General features: G+C 61.3%; 12 protein-coding genes. 8 read left to right on the top strand and 4 right to left on the bottom strand.

What is annotated here, in order from left to right; genetic code table 11:
* Positions 1 to 10: 10 nt before the first annotated feature.
* The 8 genes from OOT55_RS08110 to OOT55_RS08075 all read left to right on the top strand — a co-directional run bounded on the left by OOT55_RS08110 (position 11) and on the right by OOT55_RS08075 (position 10,075).
* Positions 11 to 2,140, top strand: a complete 2,130-nt coding sequence (locus OOT55_RS08110; protein WP_265368590.1) for an MtrB/PioB family decaheme-associated outer membrane protein — start codon at positions 11 to 13, stop codon at positions 2,138 to 2,140.
* A gap of 96 nt (positions 2,141 to 2,236) precedes the next feature.
* On the top strand, positions 2,237 to 3,145 hold the full coding sequence (locus OOT55_RS08105; RefSeq protein WP_265368589.1) for a hypothetical protein: 909 nt from the start codon (positions 2,237 to 2,239) through the stop codon (positions 3,143 to 3,145).
* A gap of 125 nt (positions 3,146 to 3,270) precedes the next feature.
* Complete coding sequence (locus OOT55_RS08100; protein WP_265368588.1) at positions 3,271 to 3,864, top strand: TetR/AcrR family transcriptional regulator; 594 nt, start codon at positions 3,271 to 3,273, stop codon at positions 3,862 to 3,864.
* Between the two features lie 264 nt (positions 3,865 to 4,128).
* Entirely contained in the window at positions 4,129 to 5,250 is a 1,122-nt protein-coding gene (locus OOT55_RS08095; protein WP_265368587.1) for a lipid A deacylase LpxR family protein, read from the top strand.
* Positions 5,251 to 5,339: 89 nt separating this feature from the next.
* Positions 5,340 to 5,756 (top strand): hypothetical protein, encoded by a 417-nt coding sequence (locus tag OOT55_RS08090; RefSeq protein WP_265368586.1) that lies wholly within the window; start codon positions 5,340 to 5,342, stop codon positions 5,754 to 5,756.
* Complete coding sequence (locus OOT55_RS08085; protein WP_265368585.1) at positions 5,753 to 6,457, top strand: ABC transporter ATP-binding protein; 705 nt, start codon at positions 5,753 to 5,755, stop codon at positions 6,455 to 6,457. Before OOT55_RS08090 ends, OOT55_RS08085 begins: the two co-directional genes overlap by 4 nt.
* Before the next feature lie 6 nt (positions 6,458 to 6,463).
* Positions 6,464 to 8,824, top strand: coding sequence for an ABC transporter permease (locus OOT55_RS08080; protein ID WP_265368584.1), 2,361 nt, complete (start codon positions 6,464 to 6,466; stop codon positions 8,822 to 8,824).
* 60 nt (positions 8,825 to 8,884) lie between these two features.
* Positions 8,885 to 10,075, top strand: coding sequence for an efflux RND transporter periplasmic adaptor subunit (locus tag OOT55_RS08075; RefSeq protein ID WP_265368583.1), 1,191 nt, complete (start codon positions 8,885 to 8,887; stop codon positions 10,073 to 10,075).
* A gap of 18 nt (positions 10,076 to 10,093) precedes the next feature.
* On the opposite strand, the gene glgP is transcribed toward OOT55_RS08075, so the two are convergent.
* From glgP to ppsA, 4 genes are read right to left on the bottom strand one after another with little or no spacing between them, the layout of a single operon-like run.
* Positions 10,094 to 12,607 carry an alpha-glucan family phosphorylase gene (glgP, locus tag OOT55_RS08070; protein ID WP_265368582.1) on the bottom strand — a complete coding sequence of 838 codons (2,514 nt, stop codon included), beginning with the start codon at positions 12,605 to 12,607 and terminating at the stop codon, positions 10,094 to 10,096.
* Between the two features lies 1 nt (position 12,608).
* Positions 12,609 to 15,341: a cation-translocating P-type ATPase gene (locus OOT55_RS08065; RefSeq protein ID WP_265368581.1), complete on the bottom strand. Its 2,733-nt coding sequence runs from the start codon at positions 15,339 to 15,341 to the stop codon at positions 12,609 to 12,611.
* Positions 15,342 to 15,348: 7 nt separating this feature from the next.
* On the bottom strand, positions 15,349 to 16,344 hold the full coding sequence (locus OOT55_RS08060) for a 2-hydroxyacid dehydrogenase (protein WP_265368580.1): 996 nt from the start codon (positions 16,342 to 16,344) through the stop codon (positions 15,349 to 15,351).
* A complete protein-coding gene (gene ppsA / locus OOT55_RS08055) occupies positions 16,341 to 18,728 on the bottom strand; it encodes a phosphoenolpyruvate synthase (protein WP_265368579.1) in 2,388 nt (795 codons plus the stop codon). Before ppsA ends, OOT55_RS08060 begins: the two co-directional genes overlap by 4 nt.
* Between the last annotated feature and the right edge of the window lie 137 nt (positions 18,729 to 18,865).

Here is an 18,865-nt window from a genome sequence, read left to right as displayed (position 1 = left end):
GAGGTCACCGATGGAAACCGTCTGTCTTCGCCACCGCCCCGCGCATGTCTGGATGACGGCTTGCCTTATGGTGGCGATGAGCCTCGGCAGTCAGGACAGCCGTGCCCAGGGCTATTGGCCGACTGCGGACACGGCCGAGTGGGCCTGCCGTTTGTGTCCCGAGCAGAGCCAGCGCGACGGGCGTGTCACCGCCGGGGTGGGGCATGTGTCCGAGAGTTCCGCCAAGTTTGGTGATTACACCGGGCTGGATGAGAGCGGTCCCTTTTTGTTGGGTGAGCTGGATGTAAGGACGCGCAATGAGGAAGGCACCTATGCCGAGGCACAGGCCAAAAGCCTGGGGCTCGATTCAGGTCAGATGCGGTTCCTGTACGGTGAACAGGGACGCTACGACATCGGGTTTGAATACCAACAGATTCCCCACTTTGTGGCGGAGCAGGTGCAGACCCCTTTTCTCGGGGTCGGCACCCGGGTGTTGACCCTGTCGGCGAACTGGGAGCGGGCTTCCACAACGCAGGGGATGAGCCAGCTTGACCAGAGCCTGAAGGAAGTATTCCCGAGACTGGAGCGCGAGACTTACGGCCTGAATGCGGGTGCCCAAAGCACCGATCACTGGGATTACGGCGTTGACGTTCGTCGCACCGAACAGCAGGGCATCAGGCTTCAGGGTGCCAGTTTTCTGAATACCGCCGTTGAGTTGCCGGTTACGATCGACCGGGTGACCGAGCGGATGGACGCGCGGCTCTCCTACCGTGAAGATCACTGGTACCTGCAGGTGGCCTATCACGGTTCGCAGTTCGACAATAACGCGGACTCGGTGATCTGGGACAACCCCTTCAGTCCCTTGGCCGAAGGCGGTGAGCGCGGCCGTCTGGCGCAAGCGCCCGGCAATGACTTTCATCAGTTGACGCTGTCGGGGCGCTGGCAGCCGGGCCGCCTGCTGCAAACCTCGGGTCGGCTCGCCGTGGGTCGCCTGCGGCAGGATGAGTTGTTTCTGCCGGCGACCATCAATCCCCGGGTGGGCGAGGTCAATCAGCCCGCTCTCAGCCTGGACGGTCGGGTCGATACGCTCAACGGCCAGGTGCGCGCGTTGATGCAACCCTGGTCGGCGTTGAGTGTGGTGACTGAACTTTTTTATGACGATCGCGACAACCGCACCCCACGTTCGGAATTTACCCCGGTGCGTACGGATCTGGCGGTGGCCCCCACACAGTTCAACCGGCCTTACAGTTTTGAACGCGCCGGTAGCAGGCTGCGCGCCGATTTCAAAGCGGGCAGTGAAACCACCGTCTCGGCGGGTCTGTCCCGGGAAACCATGGCGCGCAGCTTTCAGGAAACGGAAAAAACCGGCACTACCGACTACTGGGGTGAAGTTCGCACCGCCTTGACGCAGACGCTGGATGTTCGGCTCAAGGGCGGGCAGGAGCGCCGGCGGTTTGTCGAGCACTACCGCCCACTGGAAGACCTCGTTCCGGGCGAGAACCCCCTGCTGCGGCGCTATCATCTGGGCGAGCGGGATCGTGACCAGGTTCGCGCCAGTGTCGATTATTTACCACGGGACTGGATGACACTGAGCTTCTCCCTGGATTACGCCAAGGACGATTATTTCAACACCCGGATTGGTCTGACGGAGGCGCGCGACCTGTCTCACAGCCTGGACCTATCGGTACGGCCGAAAGAGAATCTGTCAATCTATGCCTTCGCGACCCGTCAGCGAATCGACTCGGATCAGGCGGGCAGCGATAACTTTTCCACGCCAGACTGGACCGGTCATCAACGGGACCGGGTGGATACGTTCGGTGTCGGTATCGAGCGCGAAGCGTTGCTCAATGGGCTGGATGTGGGCCTGGATTATGGTTACTCCTTTGGACGAGGGACTATTGAAATGGAGACTCGGGCCGACCCGGCGCCTTTCTCGGACCTGAAAACCCATCTTAGCCGGCTGGAGCTGTTCGCCCGCTACCAGTTGTCCGAGCCACTCTCTGTCGGCGTGAGTTATGGGTATGAGCGCTACCGGAGTGCCGACTTTCTCATTGATGCGGTGGCGCCGGATACGGTGGCGAACCTGCTTGCCAGCGGCCAACAAAGCCCTCGCTATTCGGTGCATGTGGGGCAGATCAGTCTCACTTATCAGTTCTGGTAACGCCCCCGTGCGGGCGTAAGGCAGCAGGGGCTTGTGCCGTAAACGGTGATCCGTTAACTTTGAGGACATTAGCGGGCATTCAGAACGATAATAATGATGCGATTTTTTCACCAGACATGGTTGGTATTTCTGGCTTTCGGCATTGCTGCCGATACTGGCCGGTGTGCCACCACAGACGCAGCGCCGATAATGGAAGTCCGGTTCTGGGACAGCACCCAGGGCAGGCTGAACTATGAGTATGAATTACTCCGGCTCGCGCTGGAGAAAACCGCCGACGATTACCCTGCCTATGATCTGAAACGCCACGATGAGGATTTTGGCTCATTGCGCGGCCGCCGCGCATTGGCTGAGGGGCATCCGATCAATGTCTACGCCGCACCGGCGAGGGATAAAGAAGGGGCACTGGAGGCGCGGATCATCTCCATCCCGATTCCGATTCTGGGGGGCCTGATGGGCTACCGCCAGTTGATCGTTCGTGAAGACAGGCTACAGGACATGGCCGAGATTATCTCCGAGGATCAACTGAAACCGTTGACGGTCGGGCAGGGGCAGAGCTGGCCGGACGTTGCCATTTTCCGTCGCAATGGCTATCCGGTGAACGACACCGGTCGCTACAGCAACCTGTTCACCATGCTGGAGCAGCGCCGCTTTGACTACCTGTCGCTGGGTATTATTGAGGCGCGTCGCGAGCTGGCCAGCCACCAACCGGCCAATGGCACTCTGGCACTGGTACCGGATCTTTACCTCTACTACCCCTTGCCGGTGGTGTTTCATGTCAGTGCGACTGCGGGGCCCCTGGCCGAGCGCCTGGAGGAGGGGTTAGAGCGGGCCTTGAAGGATGGCTCCATGGAGGCGCTGTTCCAGAGTCATTTCGCCGACGAGCTGACGGCCATACACGCAGAGAGCCGGCGGCTGTTTATCCTGGAGGCGCCGCTCCCCGGTCTCGAGTGGAGCCCCCAGTCCGAGTTGCCGCCAGTCATGCGGTTTCGGACCACAGCACAATAACGGTATCCTTTTGGGGTTTTTGACGAACGGAAAACGGGCTATTATTCCGCCGCCTATGGTGCTTATAGAAAACAACCATAAGGAACCTCTTGTAAAACCAGACGACCGGTCATATATTGATGGGCATGAGCAAGCGCGAGTTAAAAAAAGACCTCTTACTGGAAGCTGGCCTGGGTGTCATGGCGACCCACGGTTACAACGGCACCAGTATCAAGGACATTGTCGACGCCGCCGAGGTGCCGAAAGGGTCTTTTTATACCTACTTCAAAAGCAAGGAGGATTTTGCGCTGGAAGCACTGGAGCGGGCCACCGAGGCGCGCAACCAGGAGAGCCGGGCATTGCTGGAGGATACCAGTCTGCCGCCGCTGGAGCGTCTGACCCGGTATTTCCGGGACTACACCGGCGCCTGTGACAGCGGCGTCACCGGCGGCTGCTTCATCGGCAACATGTGTCAGGAAATGTCGGACTCCAGCGAGGTCATTCGCCTGAAGGTGCGCCAGCTACTGCGCAACAATACCGAGGCGATCGAAGCGGTACTGGAAGAGGCTCGCCGGCAGGGTAGCTTGAACAGCCCGCAGCCCTCATCGGTATTGGCGGAGTATCTGTTCAATGCCTGGGAGGGCACGGTCATGCGGATGAAGGCCGCCAAATGTCGCGAGCCGCTGGATGCCTTCCTTGCGCTCTTGCCGATCGTCGTCGGACAAGTAAACGCCAACTGACGTGCTGGCCGACCAGAAATCGTTTCTCAATACCCACAATAATACTCTCTGTAGCGCTGCATGAAATTGTCTCCGTCGGTGGCGGAGCTGATAAGCGCTGCGGGGTGTAAGGCTGTGAATTGAAAGACGACTGGTCATCTATAGCTGATTGGAATCTGAACTTGGGGGAATAGGGCGATGAATTCGGAGCATTCTCGAACAAAACAAGGCCGAACAGAAAAAAGACGACCGGTCACTTTATTTTGGGCGGCAACGTTCTGGACTTTGGTATCGCTGTTGATGATGGCGGAGCCCGCCGGCGCGCAGACGCTGCAGACAGAGGCTGTCCCGGGCACTCGCGCCCAGGAACCGCTGCAGGTGGCCTGGTTGATCGAGGATCAAAAACGACCTGCGGCGCCGATCCGGTCGCTGCCCTATACGGAGCCGGAGCGTTCGAGCTGGGCGCTGGCCATTGATAATGATTACCTCGCTCTGGGGGGCAAGGATCAGGATTACACCTACGGTTTCAATTTCACCTACACAGGCCGGTCCGCGAAAGACGGCTGGCTCTCTCTGGACGCGCCGCTCGGCTGGCTGGACTCGGCGTTGGGCTTTGAGCATCTCTCGCCCGTAGGGGTCAGCAAGCACAGCCGCGAAGCGGGTCTGTTCGGGTTTACCCCCAGCGAGATCGAGGTGGCCCAACCGCAGTATGGCGATCGCCCCTATGCCGGTCTGGTATACCTGGCGAACTCCCGGGAGCGGCTGGATATCCGCAATCGCGTGGCGTGGAAAAGCACGTTGACCGTGGGGGTTCTCGGGCTGGATCTGGTGGGGAATGTGCAGAATGAAGCCCATGCAATTCTCGGCAGTACGCCGGCCCGGGGCTGGGACAATCAGATCAGCGACGGCGGCGAACTGACGGCGCGCTATACCGTGGCGCGGCAACACCATGTCGCCACGCTGTTCGACAACCTGGAAATCAAAAGCACCGTACAGGGTTCCGTGGGCTACCTCACCGAGGCGAGCTGGAGCTTGTCGGTCCGTGGCGGCGACTATCACACCGCCTGGTCTTCGTTTAACCCGGAACTGGTGAGTTATGGCGAGAAATCGTCCTACACCAACAGCGGTATCTCGGTCGATGAGCATTATTTCTGGGGTGGCGTGTCGGTTAAAGCGCGAGCCTACAACGCGTTTCTGCAAGGGCAGTTTCGCGACAGTGAAGTCACTTTTGAGCGGAGTGAATTGCGCCCAGTCATGCTCGAAGCCTGGCTGGGCTATACCGTGGCCTTCGAGGAGGGGTATCGCATCAGCTACGTCGTGCGCGGCCACAGCTCGGAGATCAAACAGGGCCCCGGCGACCGCAATCTGCTGTGGGGTGGTCTGATTCTGGCTCGCACCTTTCGTTGATGATGCCCGTGCAGACGGCGCCGGGATATGTAAAGATGACGGTCAAAGCGTGACATTAGGTACACGACCTTGGGCAAAAGGAGCGAGTGATGTATCGACTGATGTTTACCGGCGATCTGGTCACGGGCTTTCAGCGTCAGGAAGTCATCGATAACTTGGCCAAACGGCTGGAAATGTCGCCGGATAAGGTGCGCAAAACGCTCTTTACCGGTTCGCCGGTCGAGTTTAAAACCGTGGACGACAAGAAGGCGGCCGACCACTGGCGGCGGGATTTCGCGGATGACGGCGCACTGCTGATCGTGCTGCCCGGCGATGAAGATACCCCCGGTGGTTCCCGCTACGCCGGCGCCGATCCCGCCAATACCAATATCGAAGAGCCCACCATCGCGTCAACCACCGCCCGGCTCGATGCCGTGCGTCGGCGCAATGTCGCCTTTATGAAGCTCGGAGCCATTGCCGCCCTGATCGCGCTGGTGATCATTGTGACTGCCTGGGTTATTGGATGACACCGGTTTTCCGCACCCGGGGCCTCACCCGGGTGTTTCGCATGGGCGAGGTGGAAATTCACGCGCTGCGAGGCGTGGATATGGAACTGTACGCCGGAGAATTTGTGGTGTTGCTCGGGGCCTCCGGCAGCGGCAAATCCACGTTACTCAATATCCTTGGCGGACTGGACAGCGGTACCGAAGGGGAGGTGTGGTACAAGGATACCGATCTGAGCCATGCCAATGAGCGGGTGCTGACGGACTTTCGTCGTCACCATGTCGGTTTTGTTTTTCAATTCTATAATCTGATTCCGAGTCTGACCGCGCGGGAGAATGTCGCCATCGTTACCGACATTGCCCGCCATCCCATGGACCCCGCCGACGCCCTGGCGTTGGTGGGACTTGAAGAGCGATTGGATCATTTCCCGGCTCAACTGTCCGGTGGTGAACAGCAGCGGGTGGCCATTGCCCGGGCCATCGCCAAAAATCCCGAAGTGTTGTTGTGCGATGAACCCACCGGTGCGCTGGATTCGAAAACCGGCATCAAAGTGTTGGAGGTGTTGCGCCGGATCAACCGGGAGCTGGGTACCACCACAGCGGTGATCACCCACAACGCGGTGATTGCGGATATGGCCGAGCGGATGATCCGCCTGAGCGACGGACGGGTGAGCGAAGTCACGGAAAACCCGCATCCTGTCAATCCCGATCAGTTGCACTGGTAACTCGCCATGCGCGCCCTCAATATCAAACTGCTGCGCAACCTCTGGACCCTGAAAGGGCAGGGCGTTGCGATTGCGGTGGTGATTGCCACCGGCGTGGCCATGTTTGTGATGTCCTTTACCGCCCTGGATGCGCTGCGTCTCAGCCAGCAGAGCGTGTATCAAAGCCAGCGGTTTTCCGAGGTGTTCGCCAATCTCAAGCGTGCGCCCGAGTCTCTTGCGGAGCGTCTGCGAGACGTACCCGGCGTGGCCACCCTGGAAACCCGCGTGCAGGCACCGGTGAAACTGCAGGTGCCCGGATTCGATCAACCGGTCACCGGCCTCGCCCAATCCATTCCCGACGGACGTCAGCCCCAGCTCAATCAGTTGCATCTGCGATCCGGCCAGTTGCCGGAAGCGGGCCGCAACGATCAGGTATTGTTGAGCGAAGCCTTCGCCGAGGCGCATCAATTGCAGCCCGGTGACCGACTGTCGGTGGTCATCAATGGCCGCTACCAGGCGCTGTGGATCAGTGGCATTGCGCTGTCGCCGGAGTACATCTACCAGATTCGCCCGGGGGATCTGTTTCCGGATTTTTCCCGCTACGCCATTCTCTGGATGAATCGCGATGCGCTGGAATCCGCCTTTGACATGGAGGGGGCCTTCAACAACGTCACCCTGACGTTGTACGCCGGGGCCAACCCGCAGACCACCATCGATCATCTGGATGGTTTGCTTGAGTCCTGGGGCGGGCTCGGCGCCTATGGTCGCGACGATCAACTGTCACACCGTTTTATTGAACAGGAACTGGAACAGATTGCCGCCATGGCGGTGTTTCTGCCGTTGATTTTTATCGGTGTGTCCGCGTTTTTGTTGAACGTCGTGGCGGCCCGATTGATCCGCACCCAGCGCGAGCAGATCGCGGTGCTGAAAGCCTTCGGTTATGACAGCCTGACCGTGGCCGGACATTACCTGATGTTGGTGCTGGTGATTGTCCTGATCGGTTCCATTCTCGGGGTACTGTTGGGTACCTGGCTTGCGAGTGCCCTGGCCGGTCTGTATCAGGACTTTTTCCGGTTCCCCTGGCTGGAATTCCGGTTGCGGGCCTCGGTGGCGCTGACCGCCATTGCCATCGCCGGTGGCGCGACGGTGCTGGGGACATTGACGGCGGTGTATCGGGCTTTTCGACTGCCTCCGGCGGAGGCCATGCGCCCGGAACCCCCGACCCATTTCCGGCGTACGGTTATTGAGCGGCTGGGCATTCGGGGCCTGAGTCAGCCGACCCGAATCATCCTGCGCAACCTGGAGCGTCAGCCGGTGAAGGCCGGGTTGTCGGTACTGGGCATAGCCTTGGCGGTGGGCATGATGATGCTGACCGGGTTTCAGAAAGGCTCTATTGATTACATGATGGATGTGCAGTTTCGTTTCGCCCAACAGCAGGATATGACCGTCACCTTTATCGAGCCCACCCAGCGCGGCGCTTTGCATGAGCTTGGTGCGCTTCCCGGCGTTCGTTACGTGGAGGGCTTTCGCAGCGCCTCGGCGATTTTGCAGTACGGACATCGTACCTATCGAGGCGGTGTCCAGGGCTTTTCCGAGCCCCGGCATCTGGTGCAGGTGCTCGATGATCAATTGCAGCCCATCGCCATTCCCGATGAGGGCGTGCTGTTGACCGACCATCTGGCAACCATGCTCGGTATCGGTGTGGGTGACACCCTGCAGGTGAGTGTGCAGGAGGGGCGGCAGCCGGAGTTGGCCATTCCCGTGGCGGGGTTGGTCACCGAATTTATCGGCGTGGGCGCTTATCTGCGGCAGGATACGCTGGCCCGGCTACTGGGCGAGGGCGATACCGTCAGCGGCGCCTTTCTGGCGGTCGACCCGGAACAGGTGGACGAGGTCAATCGCCGTCTGGAGGCCATGCCCCGGGTGGCGGGGGTGAATCAGCGGGAAACCACCATCCGCGCGTTCGACGATATGATGTCGGACAGCATGCTGGTGTTCACCTTTTTCAGTGTGTTCATGGCCGGGTCGATTGCCTTCGCCGTGGTGTATAACAACGCGCGCATCGCCTTTGCCGAGCGCAGCCGGGAGTTGGCGACCTTGCGGGTGCTGGGTTTTACCCGGCCGGAAATCGCCTTTATTTTGCTGGGCGAACTGTTGCTGCTGACGGTGTTGGCCATGCCGCTCGGATTCCTGCTGGGGGCCGGTCTGTGTCAGTTGCTCACCCTGGGCATGCAGACCGATCTTTACCGGGTACCGCTGGTACTGACCGCGGATACCTATGCCAGCGCCGCTCTGGTGGTGCTGGTCGCGACCCTGTTGTCCGCCTTGATGATGGGGCGGGCTCTGGTCAGACTGGATATGGTGTCGGCCTTGAAGTCGGCGGAATAAATGAACCTCCTGGCGCGGGAGCGAACCTCCCGGCTGAAGACAGTCCAAGGACTTATGGCTATGAAACGCCCGAACCGTCGTACCCTGATTTTTGCCGCCGTCACTCTGCTGGTGATTGTGGTGATGATCATCAGCTTTCGCGATCCGCCCGCGTTAGTGGACTCGGCGCAGGTGATTCGCGGCCCTTTCCGGATCACCGTGGAAGAGGAGGGACGCACCCGCCTGCCGGATCGCTTCGAGGTGTCGGCACCGGTGGCGGGCTACCTCAATCGTGTGCTGCTTGAGCCCGGTGACCCGGTGACCAAGGGCGACACGTTATTTACCCTGAACCCCGCTCCGGCCGACGCGCTGGATGCCCGCACCGGCGCTCAGGCCCGGGCAGCCCTGGCACGGGCGGAATCGGCCCTGGCCGCCGCGGAATCCGCGGTTGAAGTCCAGCGTGCCCAGGCCGAATTGGCGGACCGGGAACTGGCGCGGGTCCAGCGGCTGGTGGATGAGGGCCATCTTTCCCGGGATGCATTGGACCGGGCGCTGGCGGAGGCACGCAGTGCCAGTGCGCGTTTGCGCACGGCGCAGTTTCAGGTGGATGTGGCGCGGCACGAGCGGGAAAATGCCGAGGCGGCGTTGACCATCGCCGGTGGCGAGGTCCGTTCGGAGCCGCTCAAGATCACCGCGCCCACGGAGGGTGTCGTGCTCACCCGTGAACGACAGAGTGCGGGGCGGGTTCAACCGGGTGAACCGATACTGACGCTGGGGGATCTGAGCAGCCTGCAGGTGGAGGTGGACCTGCTCTCACCGGATGCCGTGCGTCTGAGTCCGGGGATGCGTGTGGAGTTGGAACGTTGGGGCGGCGACGAGGTGTTGCCGGGAAGGGTACGACGGATTGAACCGGCGGGCTTTACTCACATTTCCGCGCTGGGGGTGGAAGAGCAGCGCGTGTGGGTCATTGTCGATTTTGATGCGGAGCGCGAGCACTGGAAAGACCTGGGTGACGGTTACCGGGTGGAAGCGCGCTTTATTCTCTGGGAAGGCGACGATGTCCTGCAGGTACCGGCCAGTGCCCTGTTCCGGGAAGAGGAACGCTGGGCGGTGTATGTGATTGACGACGGCGAAGCCGTGCGCCGTACCGTGACCCCGGGACGGCGCAGCGGACTGTTGACCGAAATTCGGGAGGGGCTGGAACCGGGCGAGCGGGTGATTCTCCATCCCGGTCAGGACATTCAGCCCGGTCGACGGGTCGAGCGGCGTTAATTCGTCGGGCGACCCGGCTTACCGGGACTGCCATACGATCCTCTGGCTCTCCGCCGGAATCATCGCTGCCGGGTGTCTGGGGATCACCCGGGCGGTGAAGTCGCTGTCCGGTCGTGTACTGGCCAACCGACCTTCATACCGATAGCTGTGGGTGGCGCTCTGCAGGGTGCTGGCAGGCGTCAATGCCAGGGTGATGGCGCCCTCCGTGTCGGTCGGGTCCGCGACCAGTTGCACGGCCAGATGGTCCGGGTTTAACCCGCCGAGCTGAACGTTCAGCATTACTCGGCGGTGCTCGTTGTCCGGTTCGAAGTGTAACTCACCCAAGTGAATTTCATGCCAGTGCTGGGACAGTTCTGAATGCCACTGAAACAGTTCGGCCGCCAGAGCGCCGTTTTCCGCCGTCCGGTTCGCCAGTGATTGCGCGGCCGGGAGGTAGTAACCCTCGATGTATTCCCGAAGCATCCGGTTGCAACTGAAAGGTGCGGTCAGTTGGGCCATGCTGTGCCGCACGCGTTCCAACCAGTGAGCGGGTATATCGGCGTCGTCGCGATGATAAAAACAGGGGGCGATATCCTGCTCCAGGGTTTCATACAGGGCACTGGCATCGTCGGTATCGTTTTCTTTGTCATGAACGCGGCCATCGCCCAGCGCCCAACCGACGTCCGGGCGCCAGGCCTCGGCCCACCAGCCATCCAGACTGGACAGGTTCAGGCCACCGTTGACCAGCACTTTCATGCCGCTGGTACCACAGGCCTCCCAGGGGCGGCGCGGTGTGTTCAGCCAGACATCGACGCCCTGCACCAGGTGCTGAGCGAGCTCAATATCGTAGTCCTCCAGAAACACCACCCGGTCTCTGACGTCGGGACGGCGGGCGAACCGGTGCCAGGCCTGCAGTGCGTTTTTACCCCAATCATCCGCCGGGTGGGCCTTGCCGGCTACAATCAGCTGCACCGGGTGCTGGGGGTGGGTGAGCAGGGCGGCCAGCCGATCCGGGTCCTGCAGCAACAGGTTGGGCCGCTTGTATTCGGCGAAACGTCGGGCGAAGCCCAGGGTAAGCACATTCGGGTCCAGCGGTTGCTCGCTGAATACGGCACACTGGCCGGGGTCACTCTCCCGGCGCCACTGGTGACCGAGTCGCCGGCGCACGTAGTCCACCAGTTGAGCCCGTCCCTGACCCTTCATCTGCCAGAGTCGGTGATTATCCAGTTGTTCCAGTGTGTCGGTGGGCATACGGTCCAGGTCCTGACGCCAGCGGTCCGGACCAAACAGCAGGCGCCATTCGTTATCGGCCCGGGATGAATCCCAGGTGGGCACGTGTACCCCGTTGGTGACATGGCCAATGGACACTTCGCGCTCCGGCCAGCGGGGAAACAGCGGTTGAAATATGGATTGGCTGACGGCGCCGTGCAATGCGCTGACGCCATTGGCAAAAGCGCAGGTGCGTATGGCCAGCCAGGCCATGTTGAACCACTCCTGTGCGTCGTCCGGGTTGGCTTTACCCAGCGCCAGCAACCGCTCGGCCGGCACGCCGAGCTGCTGGGTAAACTCGTCGATGTAGCGACGCAACAACCCGATGGGGTAGCGGTCAAAGCCGGCTTCCACGGGGGTGTGGGTGGTGAACACATTACCCGCGCGGGTCGCCCAAAGCGCTTCGTCAAAAGAGACTTTGTATCGCTCGCGATAAAGGCGTAACCGCTCCAAGGTGGCGAACGCGGCGTGACCTTCGTTCAGATGGCACACGTAGTCACCGAAACCGAGAGTGTCGAGCAGCCGCCAGCCGCAAATGCCCAGGGCGATTTCCTGAACCAGCCGCAGCTCACCGTCGCCGCCGTAAAGTTGACTGGTGATGCCCCGATCACCGGCCTGGTTGCGCGGATCATTGCTGTCGAGCAGATACAGGGTGACCCGTCCGATGGTGACCTGCCAGACCCGGAAGCGCACCCGCCGGCACAGAAACTCGGTATCGATATGCAGCCAACTGCCGTCTTTCGCCTGGGCCCGGCGCAGGGGCAGGCTGCCCGGGTCGTTGTACAGATAGGTTTCCCGCTGCCAGCCGGTGTCATCCAGACTCTGGTGGAAATAGCCCTGCTGATACAGCAGTCCCACGGCGACCACTGGCACACCCAGATCGCTGGCGGTTTTCAGGTAATCCCCGGCGAGCATACCCAGGCCCCCGGCATACAGTGGCAGGGCGTCGCAGAGGCCGTACTCCATGCTGAGGTAGGCAATGCCTTTAAGCGCCGAGTCGGCGTAGTGTTGCTGATACCAACTGGTGTCGGTGAGGTAGGTATCTCTCTCCCGGGTCAGGGTATTCAGCGCGGCGAGGAAGGTCTTGTCGCGAGCGATTTTCTGCAGCTGTTCGTCGCTGGTCAATTGCAACACTTCCACCGGGTTTTGGGTGTGTTCCCACACCTCCGGATTCAGCTGTTGCCATAGCTGGTCACCGTCGTGATTCCAGCTCCAGTACAGATCCATGGACAGCTCTCGCAGAATGGCGAGGGCTTCCGGCAATGGGCGAGAGGATAGAGGCATGTCAGTGTCCGCGCAGGTGTCGGGTCAGAAACTTTTCCAACTCGACGATCAATAGAATCGGACTGGTCAACAGCACCAGTACCAGCCAGTGACTCGCACTCAAGGGGCCGACATCAAAAATGCTCTGGCTGACCGGCCAGTAGGTGAACAGCCCTTGAAACATCAGTACCAACCCGATGGCCAACAGTGCCGGGCGCAACCCCTGCCAATAGCGCCGATGCCACAGGGAATCGTTCAGGGTACGTGCACTCAGTAAATAGAATATTTCAAACAACACCAGGGCATTGACCGAGGCGGATCGCGCCAGGGCCTCGTTACCCGAGACCGACAACTGCCATTCGAACAACGTGAATACCGTGAGCGCGCCGAGACCACCGACCAGCAGAATCCGGTACAACAGCGCAGCAGTGATCAGGCCCTGGTGGCGGGGGCGGGGCGGGCGCTGCATGATATCGGCTTCGCTCTGCTCAAAAGCCATGGCCAGGGCGAGCGTGACGGCGGTGACCATATTGACCCACAAAATCTGTACCGGTGTGATGGGCAACGTCCAGCCGAACAGAATGGCCAACACAATGACAATGGCCTGGGCCAGATTGGTGGGCAGGATGAACGCGATCGCTTTGACGATATTGTCGTACACCGTTCGGCCCTCCGCCACGGCCCGGGTGATGGTGGCGAAGTTGTCATCGGTCAGTACAAAGTCGGCCGCCTCCTTGGCGGCGTCGGTGCCTTTCTGGCCCATGGCGATGCCGATGTCCGAGGTCCGCAGGGCGGGGGCGTCGTTGACGCCGTCACCGGTCATGGCCACGGTGTGACCCCGGGCTTGCAGGGATTCCACCAACTGGAGTTTGTTGGCCGGACTGGTGCGGGCGAACAGATCGACCTGATCGACCACGGCGAAGCGCTCGGCGTCGCTCATCCGGTCGAACTCGGCGCCGGTGACCACCCGCTCGCTGTTCAGGCCCAGCTCGCGGCCGATGGCGGCGGCGGTTACCGGGTTGTCGCCGGTAATCATCAGGACCCGAATGCCCGCCGCGTGACACTGGGCGATCGCCTCCACGGCCTCCGGGCGGGGTGGATCGCTGATGCCGACCAGCGCCACCATGACCAGACCGGTTTCCATATGGTGGTGATGCAGCTCGGTCTGTTCACTGTCCATCGGCTTGCGCGCCAGGGCCATGACCCGCATCCCCTGAGAGGCGAGCTGCTCCATCTGGCGATGCCAGTAATCCCGGTCCAGCGGTTCCGGGCCATTCGGACCCAGTTGCTCACGGCACAGTTCCAGTAACCGGTCGGGCGCGCCCTTGATGGCCATCTCCCGGTCGCCGTCGGGATGGTCGTGCAGTACCGCCATGTAACGCTTTTCGGTTTCGAACGGCAGGCTGTCAATACGGGGCGATTCGCGCCGGCACTGGTCGGCCTCCAGCCCGTGTTTCAACGCCAACACCAGCAGAGCACCTTCGGTGGGGTCGCCGTGCAACTGCCACTGGCCCTGTTCCTCGGTCAGGTTGGCGTCGTTGCACAGCAGGGCAATGCGAGTGGCGGTGGCGACGGAATCACTGGTGGCGCTGTCGCCGCTGGAGCGAGGCTCCGCTTTGATGTCGCCTTCCGGAGCGTAGCCCTCGCCGCTAACGGTGTACCGGTGGGTGCTGGTGACCAGCGCACGCGCGGTCATGGCATTGGCGGTGAGCGTTCCGGTTTTATCCGAGCAGATCACGTCCACCGAACCGAGCACCTCCACGGCGGGCAGGCGCCGCATCAATGAACGTTTGCGGGCCATGCGCTCAACCCCGAGAGCCAGGGTGATGGTGACCACGGCGGGCAGGCCTTCTGGAATGGCTGCAACGGCGATACCGATCGCACCCTGAAACAGAGTGGCCAGGCTCTGGTGATGGAGCAGCGCACCCAGGACAACGGTGGCGGCCGTGATCAGCAGAATGACAAGGGTAAGCTGTCCGGCAAAGCGTTGCAGTTGGCGTTGCAACGGCGTTGGGCTCAAGGTGACGCCCTGAACCATCCGGTTGATGGTACCGATCTCGGTATGCGCGCCGGTATGGGTGACCACCCCGCGTCCGCTGCCATAGGTGATCAGGGTGCCCATATAGGCCATGTTGAGTCGCTCCGCCAGGGGGGCGTCCGCGCTCACCGGTGCGGCGATTTTATCAACGCCTTGGGATTCCCCGGTGAGCAGTGCTTCGTCACAGCGGATACTTTTACTCTCCAGCAGACGGAGATCGGCGGGCACCTTGTCGCCGGCCTGCAGAAGCACGACATCGCCCGGTACCAGTGCTTCGCTGTCGAGGGTGAGGGTGGCGCCGTCGCGCAGCACCAGGCACTGACTCCGGCTCATGGACAGGATGGCGCGCAGGGCCTGTTCGGCTTTGCCCTCCTGCAGAAAACCGATGGTGGCATTGATCAACACCACGCCGGTAATGACCCCGGCATCCACCCAGTGACTCAGGAACAGACTGATCAGACCGCTGACCAGCAGGACGTAGATGAAGAGGTTGTGAAACTGCCGCAGCCAGCGCTTCCAACCGGGCGTTGGCGCTTGGGTGGGCAGGGCGTTTGGCCCCCACTGTGCCAGTCGCTGTCGGGCGGTCTCGGCACTCAATCCGTTGGGGGTGCTGTCCAGTTGGTGCAGCGTCTGTTCGGTGCTAAGCGCATGAACCGGCTCCCCGGCGGGAGAGGCGGCCGGCGAAGTCTTGGGCGTTGCCAGATTTCGGGTATCCATGACGGTTTCACGGCGACTCAATCAGGTGCATACGGGTCCGGTCCCCGTGCTCAAAGCCAGTGAGATTGTCCAGGGTGGTGTCGGCAATGGCGGCGAGCGCTTCACGGGTAAAGAACGCCTGGTGGCCGGTAATCACCACATTGGGGAAGGTCAGTAGCCGGGCAAACACATCATCCTGCAGCAGCTGGCTGGAATGGTCCTCAAAAAACAGGTCGCCTTCCTCTTCATACACATCGAGACCCAGGTAGCCCACCTGTCGGGATTTCAGGCCGGCAATCACCGCTTTGGTATCGAGCAGGCCGCCGCGTCCGGTGTTGATCAGCATCACGCCCGGTTTCATTTTGAGCAGGGCGTCGGCGTTGATCAGGTGGTGGTTCTGCGGGGTCAGGGGGCAGTGCAGGGAGATGATGTCGGACTGTGGCCATAGTGCATCGAGTGCGAGGTACTCCACCCCCGCCGTTTGCAGCCCCTCATCGGGAAAAGGATCGTAGGCAATCACCCGGCAACCCAGCCCGAGCATGATCCGCGCAAAGGTCCCGCCGATTTTACCGGTGCCGATCACGCCGACGGTCTTGCCGAACAGGTCGAACCCGAGCAGCCCATCGAGGGAGTAGTCGTTTTCGCGCACCCGATGATGGGCCCGGTGCAGTTGCCGGTTCAGCATCAGAATCAGGGCGAGGGTGTGTTCGGCAACGGCGTGGGGAGAATACTCCGGCACCCGGGTGAGGGTGATGCCCAGAGAGCGGGCGGCGTCCAGGTCAATCTGGTTGTACCCGGCGCAGCGCATGGCAATGAGTTTTACGCCCTGGCTGGCCAGGGCGTTCAGCACCTCGGCGTTCAACTGGTCGTTGACGAAACAGCAGACTCCGGCACAACCCTGGGCGAGCAGGGCGCTGGCGGCGTTGAGCGTTGTGTCGTGGAACACCAATTCGTGGCGCCCCTGATTGGCATTGCTCAGGAACGCCTTGTCATAGGGTTTGCTGCTGAACACGGCAACTTTCATTGTCTCTCCGCTTGGGCAATGTGCTGGCTGGCCCGGATAATCGAGTCCGGATTGAGGGAAATGGAATCAATGCCGCACTCCACCAGAAAGGCGGCAAAGTCGGGGTGATCGGACGGCGCCTGGCCACAGATACCCACCTTGCGATCGTGTTCGTGAGCCACCCGAATGACCTGGGCAATCAATCGTTTGACGGCTTCGTCCCGGGCATCGAACAGCGGACGCAGTGCCTGGGAATCGCGATCAATACCGAGCACCAACTGGGTCAGATCGTTGCTGCCGATGGAGAAACCATCGAACCGTTGGGCAAACTGCTCCGCCAGAATGACGTTTGAGGGAATCTCGCACATCACATACACCTGCAGACCGTTTTCGCCGCGCTTGAGCCCGGCGCCGGCCATGACCGCCAGTACCTGATCCGCCTCGGTCGGTGTGCGGCAGAACGGTATCATGGCGACGATATTGTCAAATCCCATCTCTTCCCGGGCCCGTTTCATCGCCTGGCACTCAAGCTGAAAGGCCTCCCGGTAACGCTCGTGGTAGTAGCGGGAAGCGCCACGCAATCCCAGCATGGGATTGTCCTCTTCCAGTTCGAAATCCTCACCGCCAATCAATCCCCGGTATTCGTTCGACTTGAGGTCCGAAAATCGCACGATGGCCGGATGGGGATAACAGGAGGCGGCGATTTTTCCAATGCCGGTGGCCAACTGATCGACAAAATAGTCGGTCGCGTTGGCGTAGCGCCGGGTCAGATCGGCGATGGTGTCCAGTGTCTCCATGCGGGAGATCCGCTCAGGGTGCAGAAGCGCCATGGGGTGAACGCCGATCTGGCTGGAGATGATGAACTCGATCCGGGCCAGGCCAATGCCCCGAGTGGGCAATTGCCACCAGTACAGGGCGCCGTCGGGCATGGCGACGTTGATCATCAATTCCGTGCGGGTGGGAACAACTTCGTCCACCCGAATCTGTTTCACCTCAAACCGGAGCTTGCCCTCGTACACTTTGCCCTGAGCCCCCTTCGAGCAGTCCAGGGTCACATCCGCCCCTTCGGTCAGGCATTCTGTGGCATTGCCTGTGCCCACGATGGCGGGCACTTTCAGCTCCCGACTGACAATGGCCGCGTGGCTGGTGGCACCGCCGCTGTTGGTGATGACGCCCGCGGCACGGCGCATGATCGGCACCCAGTCCGGGTCGGTCCGGTCGGTCACCAGAATGGCGCCTTTCGGGAATTGCTCACTCTGGTCGTGTCGGTCGAGCTTGCACACCGGGCCGGTGGCTATGGCGCTGCCGACGCTCGCGCCCTCCACCAGCACCCGCCCTTTGTCTTTCAGCGTATAGCTGGAAAACACGGCCCGGTCCTTTTGGGATTCGATGGTTTCCGGACGGGCCTGCACGATATAGAGCCGACCGGTCTCACCGTCCCGGGCCCACTCAATGTCCATGGCACGCCGGTAGTGTTGTTCAATCAGCAACCCCCAGCGTGCCAGGGTGAGAATGTCGTCATCGTTCAGCACCAGGCGATGGCGTTCGGCGTCTGTGGTGGCGATGGTTCGTGTGGTTTTGCCGGACTTGTCCGCCGACTCGGCATAGAGCATCTTTTCCGCTTTGCTGCCGCAGGTGCGCTCGACGATCGGACGAAAACCCCGCTCCAGCAAGGGCTTGTACACCATGAACCGATCGGGGTTGACGCTGCCTTTGACCACGGATTCGCCCAGTCCCCAGGCGCCATTGATCAGCACCACATCGGGAAAACCGCTTTCCGTATCCAGGGTAAACAGAACCCCGGCGCAACCGAGATCCGAACGCACCATTTGTTGCACGCCCACCGAAAGCGCCACCTGTTCGTGAGCGAAGCCGTGCTGTTCCCGATAGGCGATGGCGCGGTCGGTGTAAAGGGAGGCGAGACAGGCGCGGCTGGTCGCCAGTAAGGCATCCACCCCCCGGACATTGAGGAAACTTTCCTGCTGGCCGGCGAAGCTGGCTTCCGGAAGGTCTTCGGCGGTGGCGGAACTGCGTACCGCCACCGGCACATCGGGTTGCTGCAGACGGTCGCAAAGCTGGTGGTAGGCACCTTCGATGGCACGGCGTTGCCCGGCGGTGAATTCCCCGCCGAGAATCAGTGCGCGTATAGCCGCTCCGGTATCCGCCAGGCTTTGCTGTTTGTGCTTCAGCGCCGCCAATTGCCCGGCGATCCGGTCGGTCAGTCGGTTTGCGTCGATAAAGTCCCGGTACACCCGGGCGGTGATGGCAAACCCGGGGGGGATGGGGACGCCAGCGGACTGAAGTGAGCGGGTCATTTCGCCCAGGCTGGCGTTCTTGCCTCCGGTCTGGCCAATATCCTCCAGAGTGATCTGCTCAAACCAGAGAATGGAGTCTGACGGGGTCATGGTGCACCTGCTGAGAATGGGAAAACGGTCGTTGTTATCAGTCTAGTCGCTGTCGCGGAGAAGGGGGTTGCGCCAGATCAGAAATCGGGCCGACAGGCCGGGCAGAGTTTGATATAGTTGTTGTGACTCTTAGTGGC

This window comes from Marinimicrobium sp. C6131 (assembly GCF_026153455.1).
Taxonomy (GTDB): domain Bacteria; phylum Pseudomonadota; class Gammaproteobacteria; order Pseudomonadales; family Cellvibrionaceae; genus Marinimicrobium.
The sequence above is the reverse complement of the archived record's forward strand: the minus strand, read 5'-3'. Positions and strand labels throughout refer to the sequence as shown.

Coding starts and splice junctions, on each gene's coding strand:
- OOT55_RS08085 (WP_265368585.1), top strand. CDS start 5,753: ATGACACCGGTTTTCCGCACCCGGGGCCTCACCCGGGTGTTTCGCATG.
- glgP (WP_265368582.1), bottom strand. CDS start 12,607: ATGCCTCTATCCTCTCGCCCATTGCCGGAAGCCCTCGCCATTCTGCGA.
- OOT55_RS08075 (WP_265368583.1), top strand. CDS start 8,885: ATGAAACGCCCGAACCGTCGTACCCTGATTTTTGCCGCCGTCACTCTG.
- ppsA (WP_265368579.1), bottom strand. CDS start 18,728: ATGACCCCGTCAGACTCCATTCTCTGGTTTGAGCAGATCACTCTGGAG.
- OOT55_RS08105 (WP_265368589.1), top strand. CDS start 2,237: ATGCGATTTTTTCACCAGACATGGTTGGTATTTCTGGCTTTCGGCATT.
- OOT55_RS08060 (WP_265368580.1), bottom strand. CDS start 16,344: ATGAAAGTTGCCGTGTTCAGCAGCAAACCCTATGACAAGGCGTTCCTG.
- OOT55_RS08100 (WP_265368588.1), top strand. CDS start 3,271: ATGAGCAAGCGCGAGTTAAAAAAAGACCTCTTACTGGAAGCTGGCCTG.
- OOT55_RS08090 (WP_265368586.1), top strand. CDS start 5,340: ATGTATCGACTGATGTTTACCGGCGATCTGGTCACGGGCTTTCAGCGT.
- OOT55_RS08080 (WP_265368584.1), top strand. CDS start 6,464: ATGCGCGCCCTCAATATCAAACTGCTGCGCAACCTCTGGACCCTGAAA.
- OOT55_RS08065 (WP_265368581.1), bottom strand. CDS start 15,341: ATGGATACCCGAAATCTGGCAACGCCCAAGACTTCGCCGGCCGCCTCT.
- OOT55_RS08110 (WP_265368590.1), top strand. CDS start 11: ATGGAAACCGTCTGTCTTCGCCACCGCCCCGCGCATGTCTGGATGACG.